Source organism: Candidatus Neomicrothrix sp. (assembly GCF_035329545.1).
Lineage (GTDB): Bacteria > Actinomycetota > Acidimicrobiia > Acidimicrobiales > Microtrichaceae > Microthrix > Microthrix subdominans.
Map to the genome: position 1 here is coordinate 41456 of NZ_DAOLGP010000012.1, position 19082 is coordinate 60537.

The 19082-nt window shown below is 70.0% G+C and carries 16 protein-coding genes; 7 read left to right on the forward strand and 9 right to left on the reverse strand.

The genetic code is table 11. The annotated features are described in order from the left end of the window. Positions 1–15: 15 nt before the first annotated feature. On the reverse strand, positions 16–1341 hold the full coding sequence (locus PKD89_RS08875; protein WP_287377593.1) for a DUF2254 domain-containing protein: 1326 nt from the start codon (positions 1339–1341) through the stop codon (positions 16–18). A gap of 96 nt (positions 1342–1437) precedes the next feature. Here PKD89_RS08875 and PKD89_RS08880 point away from each other — a divergent pair, with 96 nt between their 5' ends. Further along, positions 1438–2031, forward strand: coding sequence for a phosphatase PAP2 family protein (locus PKD89_RS08880; protein ID WP_287377595.1), 594 nt, complete (start codon positions 1438–1440; stop codon positions 2029–2031). 15 nt (positions 2032–2046) lie between these two features. Further along, positions 2047–3321, forward strand: a complete 1275-nt coding sequence (locus PKD89_RS08885) for a potassium channel family protein (RefSeq protein ID WP_287377596.1) — start codon at positions 2047–2049, stop codon at positions 3319–3321. Between the two features lie 26 nt (positions 3322–3347). Here the strand turns inward: PKD89_RS08885 and PKD89_RS08890 are convergent, their stop codons facing one another. From PKD89_RS08890 to PKD89_RS08900, 3 genes are all read right to left on the reverse strand, one after another. Then, positions 3348–4388 (reverse strand): cytochrome c oxidase assembly protein, encoded by a 1041-nt coding sequence (locus PKD89_RS08890; protein ID WP_287377597.1) that lies wholly within the window; start codon positions 4386–4388, stop codon positions 3348–3350. Positions 4389–4440: 52 nt separating this feature from the next. Then, positions 4441–5583 carry an SCO family protein gene (locus PKD89_RS08895; protein ID WP_287377600.1) on the reverse strand — a complete coding sequence of 381 codons (1143 nt, stop codon included), beginning with the start codon at positions 5581–5583 and terminating at the stop codon, positions 4441–4443. A gap of 108 nt (positions 5584–5691) precedes the next feature. After that, positions 5692–6315: a copper chaperone PCu(A)C gene (locus PKD89_RS08900; protein ID WP_287377603.1), complete on the reverse strand. Its 624-nt coding sequence runs from the start codon at positions 6313–6315 to the stop codon at positions 5692–5694. Between the two features lie 86 nt (positions 6316–6401). Between PKD89_RS08900 and PKD89_RS08905 the strand changes: the two genes are divergently transcribed. Beyond that, entirely contained in the window at positions 6402–7382 is a 981-nt protein-coding gene (locus PKD89_RS08905) for a PIG-L family deacetylase (RefSeq protein WP_287377604.1), read from the forward strand. 128 nt (positions 7383–7510) lie between these two features. After that, entirely contained in the window at positions 7511–8359 is an 849-nt protein-coding gene (locus tag PKD89_RS08910) for a ChbG/HpnK family deacetylase (RefSeq protein WP_287377606.1), read from the forward strand. 32 nt (positions 8360–8391) lie between these two features. Here the strand turns inward: PKD89_RS08910 and PKD89_RS08915 are convergent, their stop codons facing one another. From PKD89_RS08915 to PKD89_RS08925, 3 genes are all read right to left on the reverse strand, one after another. Then, positions 8392–8910 carry a thermonuclease family protein gene (locus tag PKD89_RS08915; protein ID WP_289010775.1) on the reverse strand — a complete coding sequence of 173 codons (519 nt, stop codon included), beginning with the start codon at positions 8908–8910 and terminating at the stop codon, positions 8392–8394. Between the two features lie 17 nt (positions 8911–8927). Continuing rightward, the gene (locus PKD89_RS08920) at positions 8928–9374 is read right to left on the reverse strand and encodes a hypothetical protein (RefSeq protein ID WP_287392919.1); all 447 of its coding nucleotides are present in this window, start codon (positions 9372–9374) and stop codon (positions 8928–8930) included. A 93-nt stretch (positions 9375–9467) separates the two neighbouring features. Continuing rightward, entirely contained in the window at positions 9468–10865 is a 1398-nt protein-coding gene (locus PKD89_RS08925) for an amidase (RefSeq protein WP_287392918.1), read from the reverse strand. 82 nt (positions 10866–10947) lie between these two features. Here PKD89_RS08925 and PKD89_RS08930 point away from each other — a divergent pair, with 82 nt between their 5' ends. Both PKD89_RS08930 and PKD89_RS08935 read left to right on the forward strand, forming a co-directional pair. Continuing rightward, positions 10948–11826 carry an acyl-CoA thioesterase gene (locus tag PKD89_RS08930; RefSeq protein ID WP_287392917.1) on the forward strand — a complete coding sequence of 293 codons (879 nt, stop codon included), beginning with the start codon at positions 10948–10950 and terminating at the stop codon, positions 11824–11826. A 60-nt stretch (positions 11827–11886) separates the two neighbouring features. After that, entirely contained in the window at positions 11887–12873 is a 987-nt protein-coding gene (locus PKD89_RS08935) for an LLM class F420-dependent oxidoreductase (protein ID WP_289010776.1), read from the forward strand. A gap of 18 nt (positions 12874–12891) precedes the next feature. On the opposite strand, the gene PKD89_RS08940 is transcribed toward PKD89_RS08935, so the two are convergent. Beyond that, the gene (locus PKD89_RS08940; RefSeq protein WP_324332393.1) at positions 12892–14382 is read right to left on the reverse strand and encodes a carotenoid oxygenase family protein; all 1491 of its coding nucleotides are present in this window, start codon (positions 14380–14382) and stop codon (positions 12892–12894) included. A 200-nt stretch (positions 14383–14582) separates the two neighbouring features. On the opposite strand from PKD89_RS08940, the gene PKD89_RS08945 reads away from it, so the two are divergent. After that, on the forward strand, positions 14583–16127 hold the full coding sequence (locus tag PKD89_RS08945; RefSeq protein ID WP_287392914.1) for an SH3 domain-containing protein: 1545 nt from the start codon (positions 14583–14585) through the stop codon (positions 16125–16127). Between the two features lie 50 nt (positions 16128–16177). Here the strand turns inward: PKD89_RS08945 and PKD89_RS08950 are convergent, their stop codons facing one another. Continuing rightward, the gene (locus PKD89_RS08950; RefSeq protein WP_289010778.1) at positions 16178–18799 is read right to left on the reverse strand and encodes a cation-translocating P-type ATPase; all 2622 of its coding nucleotides are present in this window, start codon (positions 18797–18799) and stop codon (positions 16178–16180) included. Positions 18800–19082: the final 283 nt, after the last annotated feature.

Consider the following 19082-nt stretch of genomic DNA (forward strand, 5'->3'; position numbering starts at 1 on the left):
CGTGCCGAGCGGCGCTCAGTGTGGTCCTCCGCCCAGGCCCTGCTCGTCGGGGATGAGCGCAAGCGCCCGGTCGTGGGGATCGGCGAGACCGGCGATGATCGAACGGTCGAGCAGCTTGCGGTGCTCGTCGACAGGCACCGCCCGGAGCGGTGCATCGGCGGTGGCGAGCGAGAGATCGGCCAGCACGGCGCTGAGGCGGCGCTGGACCTGGACCGATCCGGCGCCGTACTGGCGGATCTCGGTGAGGCCCAGGTCGAGGTAGTCCTCCCAGCGATGCGTCGGCCGCATGGCGCGCAGCGCCCCCGGCTCGTCGACGTAATACCCGGTCGGGTACTCGGCCACCGCCAAGCGCCGCAGCAGGTCGTGAATCTGGTCGAGCGCCTGCACCGCCGTGGTCGGATCGTTGATGCCGGGCGACAGCGCCTTCTCGGCGATGTCGACCAGCTGACGAAACCCGAAGGCGACGTCCTGGCCCATCGTGCGCTCGCGGCTGAGGGCGATGTGGTCCCGGACCTGCTCGGCACTCGGGGCGTCCTCATGGCCGGGATCGAACCAAACCCGGGCCAACGGGGCACCAAAGGGCACGAAATCGCCGACGTAGGGAACGACGCCGATGCAGCAGCGGTGCTGGCGGGCCAACGCCACCAGCCCGGCGTTGTCGATGCCGGTGACCATGCCAGGGCGCTGCGGGTTGCCGAGAACGACGTCGGGTGGACCGCCCGGCAGGGTGGCCGGGTCGGGCACGGTGCCGGCACCGATCAGGTGACCGATGGTCGCCCGGGTCTCGATCGCCACCGACTCGATGATGTGAACCACGCGGATGGCATGAGCGACGTGGTTGACGTAGAAGATGAACACGCCGAGCGACACCAGGGTGAGTGCAAAGCCCACAGAGATGGCCACGCTGGGCACAAACTGGTCGAGCGAGTCGGAGCGGGGAACGACCGCTCGAAGCACCAGGATGCTGTAGACGAAGGTCCCCAACAGCATGCCGATCGCCACCTTGGTGCCCCGATCGCGGAAGAACGTGCGCATCACCCGGGGCGAGAACTGCTGGGACGCCAGCTGCAAGGCAACGATGGTGACCGACAGCACCAGCGTGCTCATCGACAGGATCGCCGCAGCGATCGTCGACAGCAGGTCCTGTGCGCTCGTCGCCCCGCCGGTGAACGAATAGGGCACCCAGTTCTCAAGGGCCCCGTCGAACGCGACGATCGCTTGAGCGAGAATGCCGTAGCCGACGATGAGCAACAACGGCACGAACCACAGGCTGTTGCTCAGCACCTCGCGGACCGATCCGATCCACAGGTAGCGCTTCGTGTTCCTGGTCGACACCGCCATCGGCCCAGTCTGTCAGCGGTCCCTAGCGCGCCCGCAGCTCAGCTGGCATTGGCCGATGGTTGCCGGCAACGGCGGTGCAGCGGTCAAGCTGGGTGGATGAGGGTCGTGACGAACATGCTCGATTCGGTGGACCGCTTCGGTGAGCGCACGGTGGCGCCATGGCGGTTGCGGCCGGCGGTCGATCTCGCCGCCACGTACGCATCGTGGGCCGGCGAGGGGGCCGCGATCTGGTTTGGCTGGGGAGCGTTGCGGCTGGCGATCGACCAGCGCATCGAGCCCGGCAGCGCGTGGGTGACGGCAGGCGGCCTGGCCGCCACCCTCGGACTGGAGTCTGCGGCGGTCAACGTCGGGCTCAAGGGTCTGGTGCGTCGGCCACGCCCGGTGGCACAGGCGCGCTCGGGTCGGGACTTCCGCACCACCAGCTTCCCGTCCGGTCACGCGGCGTCGTCGTTTGCCGCCGCCACCTTCCTCGGCCGAGGTGGCGAGTGGGCCCCGCTGTTGGGTGTGGCGGTCACCGTCACCACCAGTCGGGTGATCCTCGGCGTCCATCACCTGTCCGATGTCGTCGCCGGTGCTGCGGTGGGGGTGGCGTTCGGTCTGGTCGGCCGGTCGGCGACCAGGCGTGTCGACGAGTACCTCGTCGCCAAGGAACTGGGTCGGGCCCAACCGGCACCGGCCGCTCAGCACTAGTCTGACACGACGCCTATGGACGATCGCCCGCGAAGCCTCCGCGCCATGCTGGCCGAGGCCAAGGACAACTCCGAGCTGATGATCGACCTCGCCTACGCCGCGGTGTTTTTCAACGATCCCGGCATGGCCGACGAGGTGGCCCACCTCGAGCAGCACATGAACGAGCTCGTGCAGTCGATGCGTGAGGTGTGCATCCTCGCCTGTCGTCGCCCGACCGAGGCCGAATCGATGGCCTCGGTGCTCCAGGTGATCTCGGCGATCGAGGGCATCGCCAACGCTGCGATCGACATCACCCGCATCGTCACCCACCGGCTGGGTATCCCCCCCGAGCTGATCGCCGACCTGTCCAACGCCGAGGAGGTGTCGCACCGCGTGTGGGTGCGCGACAACTCCCACATGGCCCGGCGCCCGCTGGCGGCGCTCGAGTTGCCGGTGGCCACCGGCATGCGGGTGATGGCGATCCGCCGGGACCGATCCTGGATCACCGACATCGGCGGCGACCAGATCCTGTTGCCCGGCGACGTGCTGTTTCTGCGCGGCTCGCCCGCCGGCCTGGTGCGGTTGCATGAGCTGGCGTCGGCGCCGACCTGGGACCCACCTGAGCCGGCTGCGTCCGGAGCGCTGAGCGAGCTCGACCGGGCGGTCGACGTACTGGTCGAGATGAAGAACATCTCGGAAGCCGCGGTCGGCCTGGCGTACTCGGCGTTGGCGCTACGCGACGCCGGGTTGGCGTTCGAGGTGTTGCACCTGTCCGAGCGCCTGGAGGAGATGAAGGATCACCTGCAGCTGTGGGTGTTGCGCGCCGGGGCCAACCGTGTCGACCCCTCGCTGCTGCGGGGGCTGCTGGCGTTGTCCCAGGCGTCCGACGACCTGGGTCAGCAGGCCAACCAGATGACCTGGCTCGTCCGCGAGGAGATCGACTTTCATCCGGTGGTGGCCATCGCGCTCGGCGACGCCGACGAGGTGGTCGTGCGCATGCCGATCGCCGTCGGCTCGGCCACCGACGGGGCCACGCTGCTCGAGTTGCAGTTGGACATCGAACCGGGGTTCTCCGTGCTCGCCATCCGGCGGGGCGGCCGTTATTTGTACCGTCCCCGCGGCTTCGTCCGCCTGTTTGCCGGCGACGAGCTGATCGCCACCGGACCCGACGAGGGGCGTGGCCGCCTGGCCGAGCTGGCCGGTTGGCGTATGCGTCACGATGAGGACGCCGACGTGGGCTACCGGCTCGTGCCGCTGGGTGCGACGCCGGCCGGGCAGGGCTCAGCGTCGCAGCGGTGGCCACCCAGTTGAGGCGGCCGCTCAGTTGAAGTGACTGCTCAGTTGAGCCGCTCGGGCGGCAACGGTTCGGAGCTCGGCTCGGACTGCTGTTGCCCGGCCGGGGCCGGGTTGAGGGGGGAACGGTCCGGTCGGGCGTCTCCGGGGCGGGCGCCGCTCAGTGCCGGCTCCCCGAGCGGTGCACCGGCGCTGGTGTACGAAGGCCCGTCGACCCATTCCGGCTCGACGCTGCCGTCGTCGTGCACCAGGCGACCCCGGTACTTGGGGCCGAACTTGTTCGACAGCCCGGACTCGTTGGTCCAGCGGATGAACAGGGCCAGGATGGTGGCCCACACGATCGGGGTGGCGCCCAGCTTCATGATGACGCCGGCAAACTGCTGGTCCTCGACCGCCGACCACTTGGTGATTACCCGCGGTGCCAGCTCGTAGGTGCGGTAGATCGGTTCGGCCGAGATGAGCAGCGCCGCCGACGGCACGATCACCACGATGCCGACAGCGAGGAACAGGTACCCCATCATCCCGGGGTAGGAGCGCATGCGCAGCGACCTCACCGGGCTGATCACGGGCAGCCACAGCACGACGGCGGCGACGATCCAGAGGATGTCCATGACGAACGATCCGATCTGGCTGGATCGCAACAGGTCGGTGGTGGGCGGGGCGTGGGTGGCCACCATCGTGATGTTGAAGACCAGGGCGGCGACGAGCGGTAAGGCGAGAATCCGGAAGACCGAGGTGAGCCGGAGCTTGGCGAGCATCGCAGCAAACATCGGCTCGGGGAGGCCCAGCATGATCAGCGGTGTGGCGACCACGCTGTAGAGGACGAACTGGGTCATGTGCGCCGAGGCCAGGTAGCCGGCGCCCAGAGCGCCCAGCGGCCAGTCGCTCGCCGCCCACAGCACGAGCACGCCGGCGACGAAGAGCACCTTCTGGCGGCGGGCGGTCGTGTAGCGGCCGGCGGCAGCGGCCCGGTGGGCAACCACGAAGTACCAGGCGAGAATCGCCACCATCGTCAGCCAGACACCGATGTAGATGGTGGGCGCCCACGTCCATGGCTTGGTGCTCGCCGCACACCACCAACTCATCGCGCGCCACCAATCGGCCTGCGCCTCGGCGACCGCCAGGTCGGCTGAGCGATCATCGCGTCGCCTCGGTCACCGGGACCACCGGCACCAGCACGTTGAGCTCGCCGGCCTTCTCGAAGGTGAGGGTGACCGGCATCATGCTGCCGCTCTCCACCCTCTTGACGTCCATCAACATCGCATGGGTGCCGCCCGGCTCGAGGCGGACCGTGCCCTCGGCGGGCACCTCCACGCCGTCGGGGAGCTCCTTCATCGAGGTGGCGCCGCCATCCTCAACCGTTTCGTGAAGCTGCACGTCCGGCGACGATTGGGTCGTCGCCCCGAGCAGCCGGTCGGCTGCGCCCTCGTTGGTGACCGTGAAGTACAGCGCGCCGTTGGGGCCGGTTGGCTCCGGGGCCCGGGCGTCGCTGATCGTCAGGTCGCCCAAGGTGGCGCCGCCCCACTGCGTCGTCGGCTCGGTGGTCGAGGTGGCACCGGCCTCGCCGGTTGAGGCCGAGCCGCCATCGGGGTTCGACCCGGTGACGGGTTTGATCGCCGCCAGAAGGGGGATGTCGTCGGAGTACTGGCTGGTGCGGGTGCCGAACGGGTACACGGTGTAGCCCCGGTTGTCCGGGGCGAAGGCCAACACCTGGCCGGCGTGAGACACGGTGTAGTCACCGTCGGGGTCGGGTTTGCCGTCCTCGGTGTCGAACTGGGCTGGGGGAATCCCGGCGGCCTTCTCGGCCGCTCGAATCTCTTCCTCGGTGCCGGTCAGCCCGATGAACTCGGGGTCGAAGTTGCCGAGGAACTTCTCCATCACCTTCGGGGTGTCGCGGGTGGGGTCGGCGGTGACGAAGACCACTTTGGCGCTGGGCATGCCGGGCCGGGCGAGGATTTCCGACAGCTGGGCCATGTGGACCGGGCACACATCCGGGCAGTTGGTGTAGCCGAAGAACAGGAAGGTCAGCTTGCCGTCGGTCTGCTCGTAGAAGTCGAACGGGTTGCCGTCGAGGTCGGTCAGGGTGAACTGCGGACGGTTGGTCGGCTCGCCGAGCACGACCCCGGAGTACTTGCTGTCGGGTTCGTTCCCGGCGGCCACCTCGTCGCCGGAGCCGCAGCCGGCCGCCAGAAGCAGCCCGGCGATCGCCAGGATCACGACGACCCGTTGCCGCCCGGCGGATGCGTGGGACGCAAGCGGGTGCGATCTCGGGCGGTTCATGGCGCCACGCTAGGCGGGCAGAGGAGGCCGTCCCAGTCACCTGGACAGGGAAAGGCGTCACACGTCCAAGTGTGCCGGACGGCGCTTGGTGGCTCGGGGAGGGCCGACTCAGCCGTGGTCCATGCCGCCGTGGTCGGCGCCGTCGGAGTCCATGTCGCTGTGGCCCATGGAGCCGCCCAGCTCGGTGAGGGGGATGACGGGCACCTCGACCTCGACGTCGCCGGCCTTGTCGAAGCTCAGCGTCACCGGAACCTGCTCGTCGGCCGTCAACGGCTCGACCTTCATGAACATGGCGTGCAGCCCGCCCGGCTCGAGGACGGTCGTCGTGCCGGCGGGCACGTCGATCCCTGAGGGGAGTTCCTGCATCGAGGTTCGGTCACCATCGGTGACCGTCTCGTGCAGCTGCACCTCGGGAGAGATCCCGGTGGTAACCGCCACCAGCCGGTCGGCGGTGTCGCCGTCGTTGGTGATCGAAAGAAACATCCCGGTGTTCGGTCCGGCGGGTTCGCCGATGCGGGCATTGGAGATCTTGAGGTCGCCGACGCTCGCCTCGGTCCCGCCGGACTCGGCGGTGACCTCGGTGCTCGACGCCTTGGCCTCGGGGGTCGTGTCGTCCGAGGAGCAACCGACCGCCAGCGACGCGCCGGCGATCACCAGCGCCGCCAGGGGGAACAAACGGCGAGTGCCGGAGCTGACGCGGGGGGAGGAGGGGGCCGGGGAGGGGTTGGACATGGGCCATGGTTTAGATCGCCGGTCCGGGCGGTACCAACCCGCCCCCCTGGTGTTCTGGGCGAGAGACGGTCGGTAGCCTCCCGACGGTGAGCAGCGATCCGACCAGTTCAACCTCCGTTCCCGGCGAGGCCGATTCCAAGCGATCGTCCGCCGGGCGTAGCGATGCCCCGGTCGACCGGCGGGGGCAGCCGCTTCGTCTGCTGAGCATTCATGCCCACCCCGACGACGAGGCGTCGAAGGGGGCGGGGGCGGTGCGCAAGTACGTCGACGACGGCATCGCCGCCACCCTGGTGTGCTGCACCGGCGGCGAGGCCGGCGACATCTTGAACCCGGCGATGGACCGGCCGGGGATCGCCGAGAACCTGCCGGCGATTCGCATGGTCGAGCTGGGCCGATCGGCCCAGATCATCGGGTTCGACCGGGTGGAGTTGCTCGGCTACAGCGATTCGGGCATGGAAGGAACGGAGGCCAACGCACACCCCGGCAACTTCGCCAACGCCCCCTTTGACGAGGCGGTCGGGCGGCTGGTGGCCATCCTGCGACGCGAACGGCCCCAGGTGGTGATCACCTACGGCGACGACCAGCGCTCATACGCCCATCCCGACCACCTCCGGGTGTATGACATCTCCCTGCCCGCCATCGAGGCCGCCGCCGACGCCGGCTATCGCCCCGAGCTGGGCGGCCCACACGAGGTCGACAAGGTGTATTCCTCGGTGTGGTACCGCAAGCGCATGGAGGCGCTGCACCTGGCGATGGGGGAGGCCGGCCTGGAGTCACCCTTCGACGAGGGCTGGCGCAAGCGCTGGTCGGACTTCGACCAGGACCATCGGGTGACCACGCTGATCGACGTGTCGGGCTACTACTGGGTGCGCGAGGGCGCACTGTTGGCCCACGCCACCCAGATCGACCCCAATGTGGGGTTCTGGTTCGGGGTTCCCGATGAGATCTCCGACCGGGTCGAGCCCTACGACACGTTCGTGCTCGAACGATCCACCGTTGGATCTGCGAACGGTCAGGACGGGCCGAACGGATTTGAGGGCGACCTGTTCGCCGGATTGCGGGGTTGACCGGCGGCGACGAGCAATCCACCGCCGGCACCGCTCCGGCCACCGGGCCGCTGCGGATGAGCCTGTCGAGATGAACGCAGGATCGCCGTGGGGAACACCCAGGGGTCTGGCCGGTACGCTGCCGGGTGGTGAGCGAACTCTGTGAGGCGATGGGACGGTCGGCCGACGACCGGTTGGTGATCTTCACCGTCGATGGGCTGGGCCGTAGCCATGCCGCCAACGCCGGGGTGTACTCGGCGCTGCGCCGAGGGTTGGCGACGTCGGCGGGCCTGATGGTGCCCGCCCCGTGGGCCCGGCACGCTGCGGCGCGCTACCGGGGCGAGCAGGTTGGCCTGCTGCTCACGTTGATCGCCGAGTCCGACCTGTACCGCTGGGGCCCGTTGACCAGCGCCCCGTCGCTGCTCGACGGCGACGGCGGGTTTCCCCGGACCCTCGAGGACCTGTGGGACCACGCCGACCTCGACGAGGTGTACCGGGAGGCCCACGCCCAGATCGAACGGGCCATCCTGTGGGGCTTCGACATCTCGTATCTGTCGTCGCACCTCGGGGCGATGGAGCGACGCAGCGAGTTCTTTGGCGTGTACCTGGAACTGGCCGAGGAGTACCGCCTGCCCGTGCGCCTGCCGTCGGCGAAGGACCAGCGCAACCTGGGGGTGCCCCTCAGTAGCCTGGCCGCCCAGGCGGGTGTGCTCACCCCCGATCACGTGGTGGCGGTGCGCGGCGGGTCGGCCCGGCGCACGATCGAGGGAGCCCTGGCGGCCCTGGAACCCGGGGTGACCGAGCTGCGGCTTCGACCGGCGCTGGACACGCCCGAGCTGCGGGCCCTCGGCGACGACTGGGCCGACCGGGTGGGCGACCTGGACGTGGTGATGGACGCCGACATCTCGGTGCTCATGCAGCGGGCCGGCGCCAAACCGATCGGCTGGGCCGACCTGCGCCGGGCGATGGGCCGTCGCAACGGCGTCCACCGGGGCTGACCCGGCGCCTCGGGGCCGCTGCGGGCACGCGGTCACGCAAATGGATGGGGACAGGCACCCCATGCACCGATGCGTTCGGCCCGCGCCCGGTTGCGGGCGGCGGCGTAGTCGCCCACGTAGGCCTTGTTGGGACCGATCCGTAACGTGTCGGCAAACCCGTTGGCCAACAGGTGCTCGTTGACCGACACCTCGTCGGGCAGCCGGGTGACGTACGCGAGGAGCCGTCCATAGCGGTCGCGCAGCTCAGCATCGCGTTCCAGCCGAACCCAGGTGCCGCTCGGCAGCATCGTCTTGGTTTCGTGGCTGGCCTCCGGGCCGAAACAGCCGACCGGGCGGCGCGGGTCGACCGTCTCTGGGGTGTCGATGCCGAGCAGGCGTACCCGTTCGGTGTGTCCGTTGAGGCTGACGTCGATCGTGTCGCCGTCGGCCACGGTGCGCACCTGGGCGACGCCGGGGCCGGAGAAGCGGGGCTGGGAGCCCCCGCCGGCGCGGACGGTGGCAACGGTGGTGATGGTCGCAACGAGAGCGAGGACCAGGGCGAGCCGCTTCACCGTCGGGCCGGACGTTGCTAGGCGGCCGAGCGGGACCGGCGGATGCGCCGTGCCGGGAGCGAGAGCGCCTCGTCGAGCCCGGTGGGGCGCCCGGCGCTGATCGCCCCGGCCAGTGCGGCCCGCTGTCGAGCGGCGGCCTCGGCCTGCGCCTCGGCCTCGGCGCGTTGGCGGGCCGCAGCGATGACCTCGCGAGCCCGGGCCACCCGACGGCGGCCCAGCTCGCAGGTGTCGGCGTCGAGGCGCACGGCGCTCCAGGCGGTGCCGGCCTCGGGCCTGCGTCGGCGCTCAACCGCTTGGCCCAACGAGGCGCGAGCGGCGGCCACCCGTGGGTCGCCGCCGGTGGCCGGCGGTGCGGTCACCGGCGATGCGGTCACCGGCGATGCGCCGGCCTGGGGCGCGTCGACCTGCGGCGCGAGCTCGGAGCCGTCGGCGATCAGATCGAGGAGCGAAAGCTGTGTACCCATGTCGCCATCTTGACGACGGCCTGTGACAACCAGGCATGGGGACCGCTCCCCGGGGCCCAGGTTTGCCCGCCCCGCTGGTTCACCCGGTTGGCCCTATACGGGGGCGCCGGGCGCCACCAGCGGCCATGGGCACTGGGACTCGGCGGTGGCGGCCAGGTCCAACAACAGCTCCTCGGCGTGGTGTCGGGTGGCCACCTGCATGCCGACCGGCAGGCCGTCGAGCTGTTCGATCGGGATCGTCACCGCCGGGTTGCCCACGATGTTGTACGGGATGGTGAGGGCGCCGTTGTTGCCCAGGTCGACCTTCTCGCCCGCCACCCGGGTGTTCACCTCGAGGCGGGCAGGGAAGGCGGTATCGGGGTTGGTGGCCGAGATGATGAAGTCCACCTGGTCGAAGAGTGCTGCCAGCGTGGCGTTGGCCCGGGTGCGGGCTGCCTCGGCTGCACCCATCGTGTCCAGGTCCATCGCCGAGTCGGCCATCTCCAGGCCAAACGCGGTGGCGGCGGTCAGCTCAGCGAGCTTGTCCCGCCAGTCGTCGCCCAGCTCGTGGCGCAGGTGGCACAGGTTGCCCATCGCCCATTCCAGGCCCAGGCCGGGCAGCTCCACCGGAACGTCGACGAGCTCCAGGCCGGCGTCGGCGGCCAACGCCTCGCCGGCCTCGCGCACCCGGCGGGCCACCTCGGGGTTGACCGTCGCCACGCCCAGGTCGGGCGCGATCACGGCCCTGCGGCCCCGCATCGCCTCTCCATAGCTGCCCAGGTTGGCTTCCCAGCCATCGCGGCGGGGCAGCGAGTAGGGGTCGGCGGGGTCGTAGCCGGAGGCGACGTCCAGGTGGCGGGCCAGATCGCGCACCGAGCGGGCCAGCACGCCGTTGACGACGGTCATCGGGTGCACCGAGGCGTTGGGTCCCCTCGGGATGCGACCGGCGGTCGTCTTCAGGCCGGGCAGGCCGCAGAAGGCGGCGGGGATGCGGATCGAACCGCCGCCGTCGCCACCGGTCGCCAGCGCACAGATGCCCGCCGCCACAGCCGTTGCCGATCCGCCAGAGCTGCCCCCTGGCGTGGCGTCGGCGTTCCAAGCGTTGCCGGTGATGCCGTTCAGCCGGGTGTTGGATACGTTGAGGCCGCCAAACTCGCTGGCGGTGGTCAGCCCGAAGGGCACCGCCCCGCCGCGCTCCTCGGTGCGGGCCACGTTGATCGACGTGTCGGTGGCCATCTCGTCGGCGTACAACAGGCTGGCCTGGGTAGCGGGCCAGCCGGCGTAATGATCGAGCTCCTTGACCCCCAGCGGCACCCCACCGAAAGGCTTGGACACATCGGCCAGCGACGCCTTGGCGAGCGCCTGTTCGGCGTCGAGGTGGCTGAAGCAGTTGAGTGCCGTGCCCTCCGCCGCTTCGATCGTCGCCTCCATCTCCTCGGCGGGGGAACGCTCCCCCGATCGGAAGGCTTCGACGAGCGAGCTGGCATCCCCGGTCCACGGTGCGTCGGTCATGGCGCAAACGTAGAACACCTCGGCCGACGGCGAGGTCCGTTTGCGCCCGACCGCACCGGCGGGCCCGGTACGATCCCGTCCCGTGGACGTCGGAGAGTTTCTGGGCCTCGAGGCCACGCACAACCCCCATCGCTGGTACCTGCCGGTGGCGCCCGGCCTGGCCACCCTGGGCAAGTTTCTCTTTGGTGGGGCCGGCCTGGGGGCATCGATTCTGGCGCTCGAACGGACGACCGAGCGGCCGGTGGTCTGGGCGACCGCCCAGTACCTCAGCTACGCGATGATCGGCGAGATCGTCGACCTCGACGTCACGATCCCCGCCGCCGGTCGAAATACCGCCCAGGCCCGCGTTGTCGGGCGGGTAGGTGATCGGGAGATCCTCACCGTCAACGCCGCTTTGGGTGAGCGGGAGCTCGACCGGACGGGCCAGTGGACCGAGATGCCCGACGTCCCCGCCCCCGACGACTGTGAGATCCGGGAGTCCACCGGCGGCGGTGGATCGTCGATCATGTCGCGCATCGAGAGCCGCCTGGCGGTCGGCCAACAGTGGGACCAGCTCAACGGCGAGCCCGCCGAGGACGGCCGGGCCGCCATGTGGGTGCGCCTGCGCGACGTCGATCCGTCGGCGGCCAGCCTGGCGGTGCTCGGCGACTACGTGCCGTGGGGGATCAGCCAGGCGTTCGGGTCGTGGACGCGCTCGAACAGCCTCGACAACACCCTGCGGGTGATCCAGGTGGTCCCGACCGACTGGGTGTTGTTGGACGTGCGCATCCAGGCCGTGCATCACGGTTTCGGTCACGGCGACGTCTACCAGTGGTCGAGCGACGGCACGCTGATGGGCATCGCCAGCCAGTCAGCCATCGTGCGGGAGGTGTCCGAGCCCACCCCGGGCAGGCTGCCGCCCTGGATGACGCGTGAGATCGAGGCTGCGTCGGATCGTGCCCCGACCGGGACGTCCGAGTAGCCCGGCAGTTCCAGGGTCGTAGCGGAGAAAACGGCCGTTCCCGGGTCCTATGGTGAGCACATGACTCGCCTGGGGATGACCGTTCCGTTCGACAACGTACCGCTGGGGGAACAGCGGGACCGGTTCGTCGAGCTGGAGGATGCCGGATACACCGACCTGTGGTCGGCCGAAGCGATGGGCGCAGACGCCTTCACGCCGCTGGCACTCGCCTCGGTGTGGACGCCGTCGATGCGCCTCGGCACCGCCATCGTCCCCGCCTTCACCCGGGGCCCGGCGCTGCTGGCCCAGTCGGTTGGCGCCCTCGCTCAGGCGGCACCCGGCCGCTTCACCCTCGGCCTGGGCACGTCGTCGGACGTCATCGTCGAGCGCTGGAACGGCATCGACTTCGATCGGCCGTACTACCAGGTGCGCGACATGGTGCGCTTCCTGCGGGCGTCGCTGACCGGCGACAAGGTGAGCGCCGAGGTTAACGGCACCAGCATCAAGGGGTTCCGCCTGGGCGTGGTGCCCAGCGAGCCGGTGCCGATCCACATCGCCGCGCTGCGGGAGGGCATGTTGGCTTTGGCCGGGCGCGAGGCCGACGGCGTGATCCTCAACTGGCTGGCCGCGAGCGATGTGCCGACGGTGACCAAGATCGTCCACGATGCCGCCGAGGGTGCCGGGCGGCCGGACCCCCAAAATGTGGAGGTGGTCGCCCGCCTGTTCGTGGCGGTCACCGAGGACCGGGACACGGTGATGGCGCTCGGGCGTCATGCGATCGCCGCCTACCTCAACGTGCCGGTGTATCGGGCATTTCACGAGTGGCTGGGTCGTGGCGAGCAGCTCGGTGAGATGTGGCGGCTGTGGGGCGAGGGCGATCGCAAGGCCGCCCTGGAGGCCATCCTCGATTCGGTGGTCGACGAGCTGATCATCTGGGGCTCGGCGGGCACGTGCCGGGAGCATCTCGACGCCTACGTCGATGCCGGCGTGACCACTCCGGTGGTGGCGCTGTTGCCCTTCGGCTATGACGAGCGGGCTGCAGCCCGGGCGTTGGCCGCCGCCGGCTGATCGCCGCAACCAGCGTGATCAGCCCTCGGCGAACCAGTTGCCGTGGAACCCGAAGGGCACCCGGCGGGGCAGCTTCACCCGGGCGACCGGTCCGGCGGCGACGTCGCGTGCGTCGACGATGTCCAGGTAGCTGAGGTCGCGGGCCAGGTCGGTGGTGAAGGTGGTCAGCCAGCCGTCGTTCTCGGACGTCCCGGCGGGGTCGGGGGCAAACGCCGCCTCGCCGCACGCCTCATAGGGGCCGCACCACCAGGCGGTCGACTCAGAGCGCTCGAGGTCCCAGGCGGCGACGCCGGCGAACGTGGCGTCGCCCCCGACCACGTCGCGCACCAGGCCCACGTAGCCGTAGCGGTTGGCCCGCCCGGTCAGCGCGTCGTTGATGCGGGGGAAGTCGCCGGGGCGGTCGTCGAGTTGTTCGTCGCTCACCCGACCGGCGGCCGGATCGATCCTCCAGCGATGCAGCGTTGGGGACACGTCGGCCGGGGCCTGATCTCCGAAGCTCACCGGCAGCGCCGAGGACCGACAGCCGACCACGTCGATCACGCCGTCGGCCCCCTCGGAGGCGTTGAGGAAGTGGAAGACGTAGCAGGGGTCGATCTCCATCCAGGCGACGTCGCCGGTGCCGTCGAGGTTCATCACCCCGACGCGGGCGCCGAGCTCCGGTTCCCAGCGGGTGAAGGGTCGGCCCTCCATCAGGGCGGTCAGGTCGAACACCGCCGGAAGGTCGAAGAACACGGCGTGACGTTCGGTGATGACGAAGTCGTGCATCATCACCGGTCGGGGCAGCTCGATCTCGGTGGTGCTCAGCAGCGTGCCGTCGGGTGAGGCGACGTGGTAGCGCAGGTAGGGCGGCACGGGGGAGTAGCCGAAGAAGCAGAGGTTGCCGGTCGCCGGGTCCACCTTGGGATGGGCGGTCATCGGGCCGCTGAGCGCTCCGCCGAAGCTGAACTCGCCGAGCGTGGCGAACGAGTCGGGGTCGATCTCGGTGGGCGGCGAGGCCTCCATCAGGGCCAGCATCCGCCCGGCGTGGCTGATCACGTGGGTGTTGGCGGTGTTCTTCATCATGCCCACGTTGGCGACCACGTCGGCCGGTGGCAGCTCGAAGCCCGCCAGCCCGCTGAACAGCGGCCGGCCGGCCTCCGCTTCGGCGAGCATGCCCTTGGAGCGCACCCAACGGTTGCGGTAAGCGGCGCCGGAGCCGTCGAGGCGAACGCCGTGCAGCATCGCGTCGCCATCGAAGAGGTGGTAGGCACCACTGGGAGCGAGCAGGGGGTTGGGTCCGTTGCGCACGTAGGTGCCCACCAGGGCGGGCGGCAACTCGCCGATCACCTCGAGGCGGTCGGCGTCGATCTCATCATGGACCGGTCGGTACTGGCCGAGCAGGTGGGGCACCTCGCACCGGCTCCAGTCCGCCAGCGCCCCATCGCTCATCGATAGCTCGTCGTTGCCCTGGTCCGCCTCCCCGTGGGGTGGGTCGGGCTCGGTGGTCTGGGGTTGCGCCGTCTGGGTCATGTCGAGTGTCTCCGTCCTGGTTCGCTCACGCTATGGCAGCTTCGATCGCTCGCGTCGGGAGTCACGCCGAGCGGTGCGCCGTGTACCAACAGCGGCTGATCGCCGGTTGCGTGGGCCCGCCGCCCGACCGTCCACCGGATTGACCGCGGCGCGCGGCACACTGGAGGGCAGCGGGCGGTTGACCGGGAGGTCTTCTCAGCATGCGCGCTCCAACTCCCGCCGCCGGGATCGAAGTGTTCGGCCGTCGGGCGACGGTCGCGGCCGTCGGGCTGATCGTCGTGCTGGCCGGGTGCAGCGGCGCTCCCGAATCCTCCGCGAGCCCCAAGCCGTCCATGCGCGAGGTGTCGCCGACCACCACGGTGCCGTCGAGGGGCTCGCCATCCTCGTCATCCTCGTCAACGACCGCCCCGCAGCCGGTGACCGGCGTGTCCACCGACGGCCTGAGGGCCCCCGCTGCCACCTTGCCGCAGATGAGCGGCGACTCGGCGGTTCCCTTCGATACCGATCGGATGGTCTCGATCACCGAACCGGCCGTGGCCACCGTCGTCGCCCGCCGCTGTGACGGCGGTATCGAAGCGTCGACAGCGTTCGCCGTCGACGAGCATCATCTCGTCACCGTGGCCTCTGCGGTGGCCGAGGACGGTAGTGACCCGGCCAGCGGGGTCGACCCCGCGCCGTGGCTGCACCTGGGAAGTGGCGATTGGGTGCGGGGCAAGGTGGTCGGCACCTCAACGTCGCCCGGCGTGGCCGTCATCGAGGTCGACGCAGCGCTCGACCGGTCGCTGAGTTGGGACGAGGCGCGCCCGACCGCCGATGCCTGGGGTGCCGTCGTCGGCTCTCCGGCTACCTCCGACGGTGGATCCGACCTGTTGGCCGCGCAGGTCATCGGGCCGGTCGATGCAGGCTGGGTGCCGATGTCGAAGGTGAAGGCGGCGGCGGCGGGCCGGTCGGGACCCGGTCACATGGGTGCGCCCTTCGTTGACGGCCGGGGCCGGGTGGCGGGCATGGTGATCCTCACCGACGGTCAGGGCGACACGATGGCCATCCAGGAGGCGGCGCTGGTGCGCGACCTCGCCGCAAAGATGATCGATCGGCCAGAGCGGCCCACGACGACCTGCGACGCCAACGCCGGCAGCCGCATGAAGCTGGCTTGGGCGTTGCTGCTCGAGCGCAACGGCAGCGACACCGACGCCACCCAGTTGGGGGGTCGAGCGGGGTTGACCAAGTTTGGGCGGGTGGGCGTCGTCGACCCGTCCCATCCGTCCTTCGTCGCCGACCGGGCTTCGGGTGCGGTGGTGCTCGGTCCCTTCGCCAGCCGTAAGAAGGCCAAGGCCGCCCGCAAGCCGGTCGGCGCGATCCTCTCCAAGTTGGATCTCGTCGCCGATGCCGAGGTGATGCTGGTCCCCAGGGACACCTTCCCCGCCGAGGCACCGACGGCGCCGACCACCATTCCGATTGCCCCGCCGTCCACGCGACCTGTCACGACCGAGAAGAAGTCGACGGGCACCGACGAGCGCGCCAACGGCGACTGCTCGGGGCCCCGTTCGACACGGGTGATCTCGGGGGCGCCCTCCGGCTACAGCTACAAGCTGCGCTCGGGTCCCTCGAGCGGTGCGTCAGTGGTGGCGATGGGAGCCAACGGCCGACAGGTGTCGGTGGTCCAGGGTTCGGCGAGCAACGGGTTCGTCAAGATCGCTCTTCCCGACGGCCGCTGTGTCTGGGGGGCGAGCGCCAACCTCGGCTGAACGCAGCGATGCGGACCGACCGCCACGTGCGGTCGGTCGAGCGCCGATCGTCAGCTCTGCTTCTCGTGCTCGGGTGGTAGCTCGCTTCCTTCTCGCACTGGCCCACGGACGGCGCGACGCTTCCACATGGCGTCGGCGACGAGAACCGCCGGTGCGGACAGCAGGATGACGGGCCAGGTGGCGGCGGGTGGGAGGCGTTGCCCAACGAAGTTGGCGAGTGCGGGCACAGCGATGAACAGCCCCGCTAAGCAGACCTCGACGACGACGGCGGCGAGGAGGAACCGATTGGTGAACCATCCGAGCCTCCATGCCGGGCGCGTGAGGCTGCGACAGGCAAAGGCATTGGCGCTCTGGGCGACGACGACGGTGAGAAACGCCGCTCCGGATGCCGCTGCCAGTTGAATCCCGGTCGGGAAGGGGTCGCCCGGGCGCCAGCCGGCGGCCATGAGCCCGACGATGAATGCGCCCATCTCGAAGACGGCCTCCGTGGGCCCGGCCACTGTGAAGGCTCGGATTGCCGTCGTTCGGTTGAGTAATCGCCCCGAACTTGGTGGCTGGGCCATGACGCCCTCGGTCGCCGGCTCGGCGCCGAGGGCGGCGGCCGACAGGGTGTCGGTGCCAATGTCGAGTGCCAGCACCTGCAGGACCCCGAGCGCCAACGGAAACCGGCCGCCGGAGAGCGCCCAGATGGCGAAGGGCGTCAGCTCGGCGACGTTGTCGGTGAGGTGGTAGGTAAGAAACCGACGAGCGTTCTCGAAGGTCGCCCGGCCCTGTCTGACTGCGGCGACGATGGTGGCGAAGTTGTCGTCGAGCAGCACAAGATCGGCGGCCTCCCGCGCCACGTCGCTGCCGGTGAGGCCCATGGCCACGCCGATGTCCGCCTCGCGCAGGGCGGGCCCGTCGTTGACACCGTCGCCGGTCATGGCCACGACGTGCCCCCGGGCACGAAGTGCCTTGGCGATGCGCAGCTTCTGCTCAGGGCTGACGCGTGCGATGACCACGCCGTCCCGATCGATGAGTGCGCCGAGCAGCTGATCATCGTCGGGAAGGTCGGTCCCCGACAGCACGGGTGCGTCGCTGGTTCGCAGGTCAACCTGCTCAGCGATCGCCCGAGCGGTACGCGGGTCGTCACCGGTGATCATCGCAACACCGATTCCCGCCGCACGGCGCGCATCGATGGCCCCGCGAGCCTCCGGGCGGGGTGGGTCCTGGAATCCCAGCAGCGCGAGCAACTTGAGACCGTGCTCGGCTTCATCGGCAGTGGTCGGCACCCGCTCCGGCCGTGGACCCGCTGCTGCGACGGTCAGCACCCGCAGGCCACGCTCGGCCATCGCCGCCAAGGCCGCCGGGGCCGATGGATCGAGGGCGTCGCAGCGTTCGAAGACGGAGTCGGGGGCCCCCTTGACCAAGACCTCGGTGTCCGTGACGACCGAGGCCCGCCGACGGTGCGGATCGAAGGGAAACTTGTTCGTGATCGCTGCCTCGGGCATGCCCGCATCGAGGCCAAGGCGGCGGGTGAGCGCATCGATGGCGGCCTCCATCGGATCGCCGTGAGCGACCCAGACCCCGCTGTTCTCGACTGCCCGACCGGTGGAACAGGCGAGCGCTGTGATCGCCGCGTCGGCGGCCACGCGGCGGGCGGCGGGACCGTCGGCCTCAACCGTGGCAGCGGGTTCGTAGCCGCTGCCGTCGATGCGGACGAGGCCTTCGCTGGTCCAGACCTGAGCAACGCTCATCCGGTTCTGGGTGATCGTGCCGGTCTTGTCGGTGCAGATGAAGGTGGTCGACCCCAGCGTCTCGACCGACTCCAACCGTCGGACCAGCGCATGTTGATCGGCCATTTGCTGGGCGCCGATGGCCAGCGACAGCGTGACGGTCGGCAGCAGCCCTTCGGGCACCAGCGCCACGGTGATCCCGATCGCAAAGATGAACCCATCGGAGGCGGGGGTATCCAGGAGCGCTGTCAGCCCGAAAAACGTCGCCCCGACGCCAACGGCAATCGCAGCAACGGTTCGAACGAGCCGGTGCAGTTCCCGCGTGAGCGGCGTATCAGGGCGATCGGTGCTCTCGGTCAGTACAGCGATCTGGGCCAAACGGGTGCGGGAACCCGTGGCGCTGACCACTGCGAGGCCTTGACCCTCGACCAGGAACGAACCGGCGTACAGCGTGTCGCCCACAGCCACCGAGTCCGGAACGCTCTCGCCCGTCAGCGTCGACACGTCCACCGAAAGCCCGTGGCTCTCGACACACTCAAGATCCGCACTGACCCGGTTACCCTCGGCGAGCACCACCAGGTCGTCCGGCACCACCTCGGTGGCGAGGATCGTAGTAGGGACGCCGTTACGGATCACCGTGACGCTCTGAGGCAGCAGGTCCCGGAGACGCTCGGCGGCTCGATCGGCCCGATGCTCCTGGACGAATGCGAAGACGCCGTTGATCACGATGACCACGAAGATCGCCCCGCCCAACTCCGGCAGTCCGCCCAGGATCGCCAACACGCCCGCAGCCCACAGCATGAGGGCGAAGAAGTGAACGAACTGGGCAACGAGCTTGCGCCACGCCGGAACCCGCTCGGGAGGAGGCATCTCGTTGGGCCCGACCCGAACCCGCTGCGCGGCGACCTCCGCCTCGGTCAGGCCGTCACGTCTGGTTGGCTCGCGTCGCCCGGTCACGTGCGGTCCTCCACCGTCCGCCGAATCAGCGTAGCCTCCGTCTGGTTGGGGACCCTTGGCCTCACGCCGACGCAGAGGCATCGCTAGGTTGACGCCCATGGCGGATGAGAACCTCGGTCGGTTTGCGGGGCTGAGCTCGCGGATGGTCCGGTTGGGGCTGTGAGTTCGGGAACGGGCCAGCGGACCCCCGCCGGGTACCGGGTGGAGGCGGTGTCCTGGGACGGAAACGACGGTGGCCCCGATCACCTGGAGGCGTTGCTGAACGGCTGGGTCGCCGAAGGGA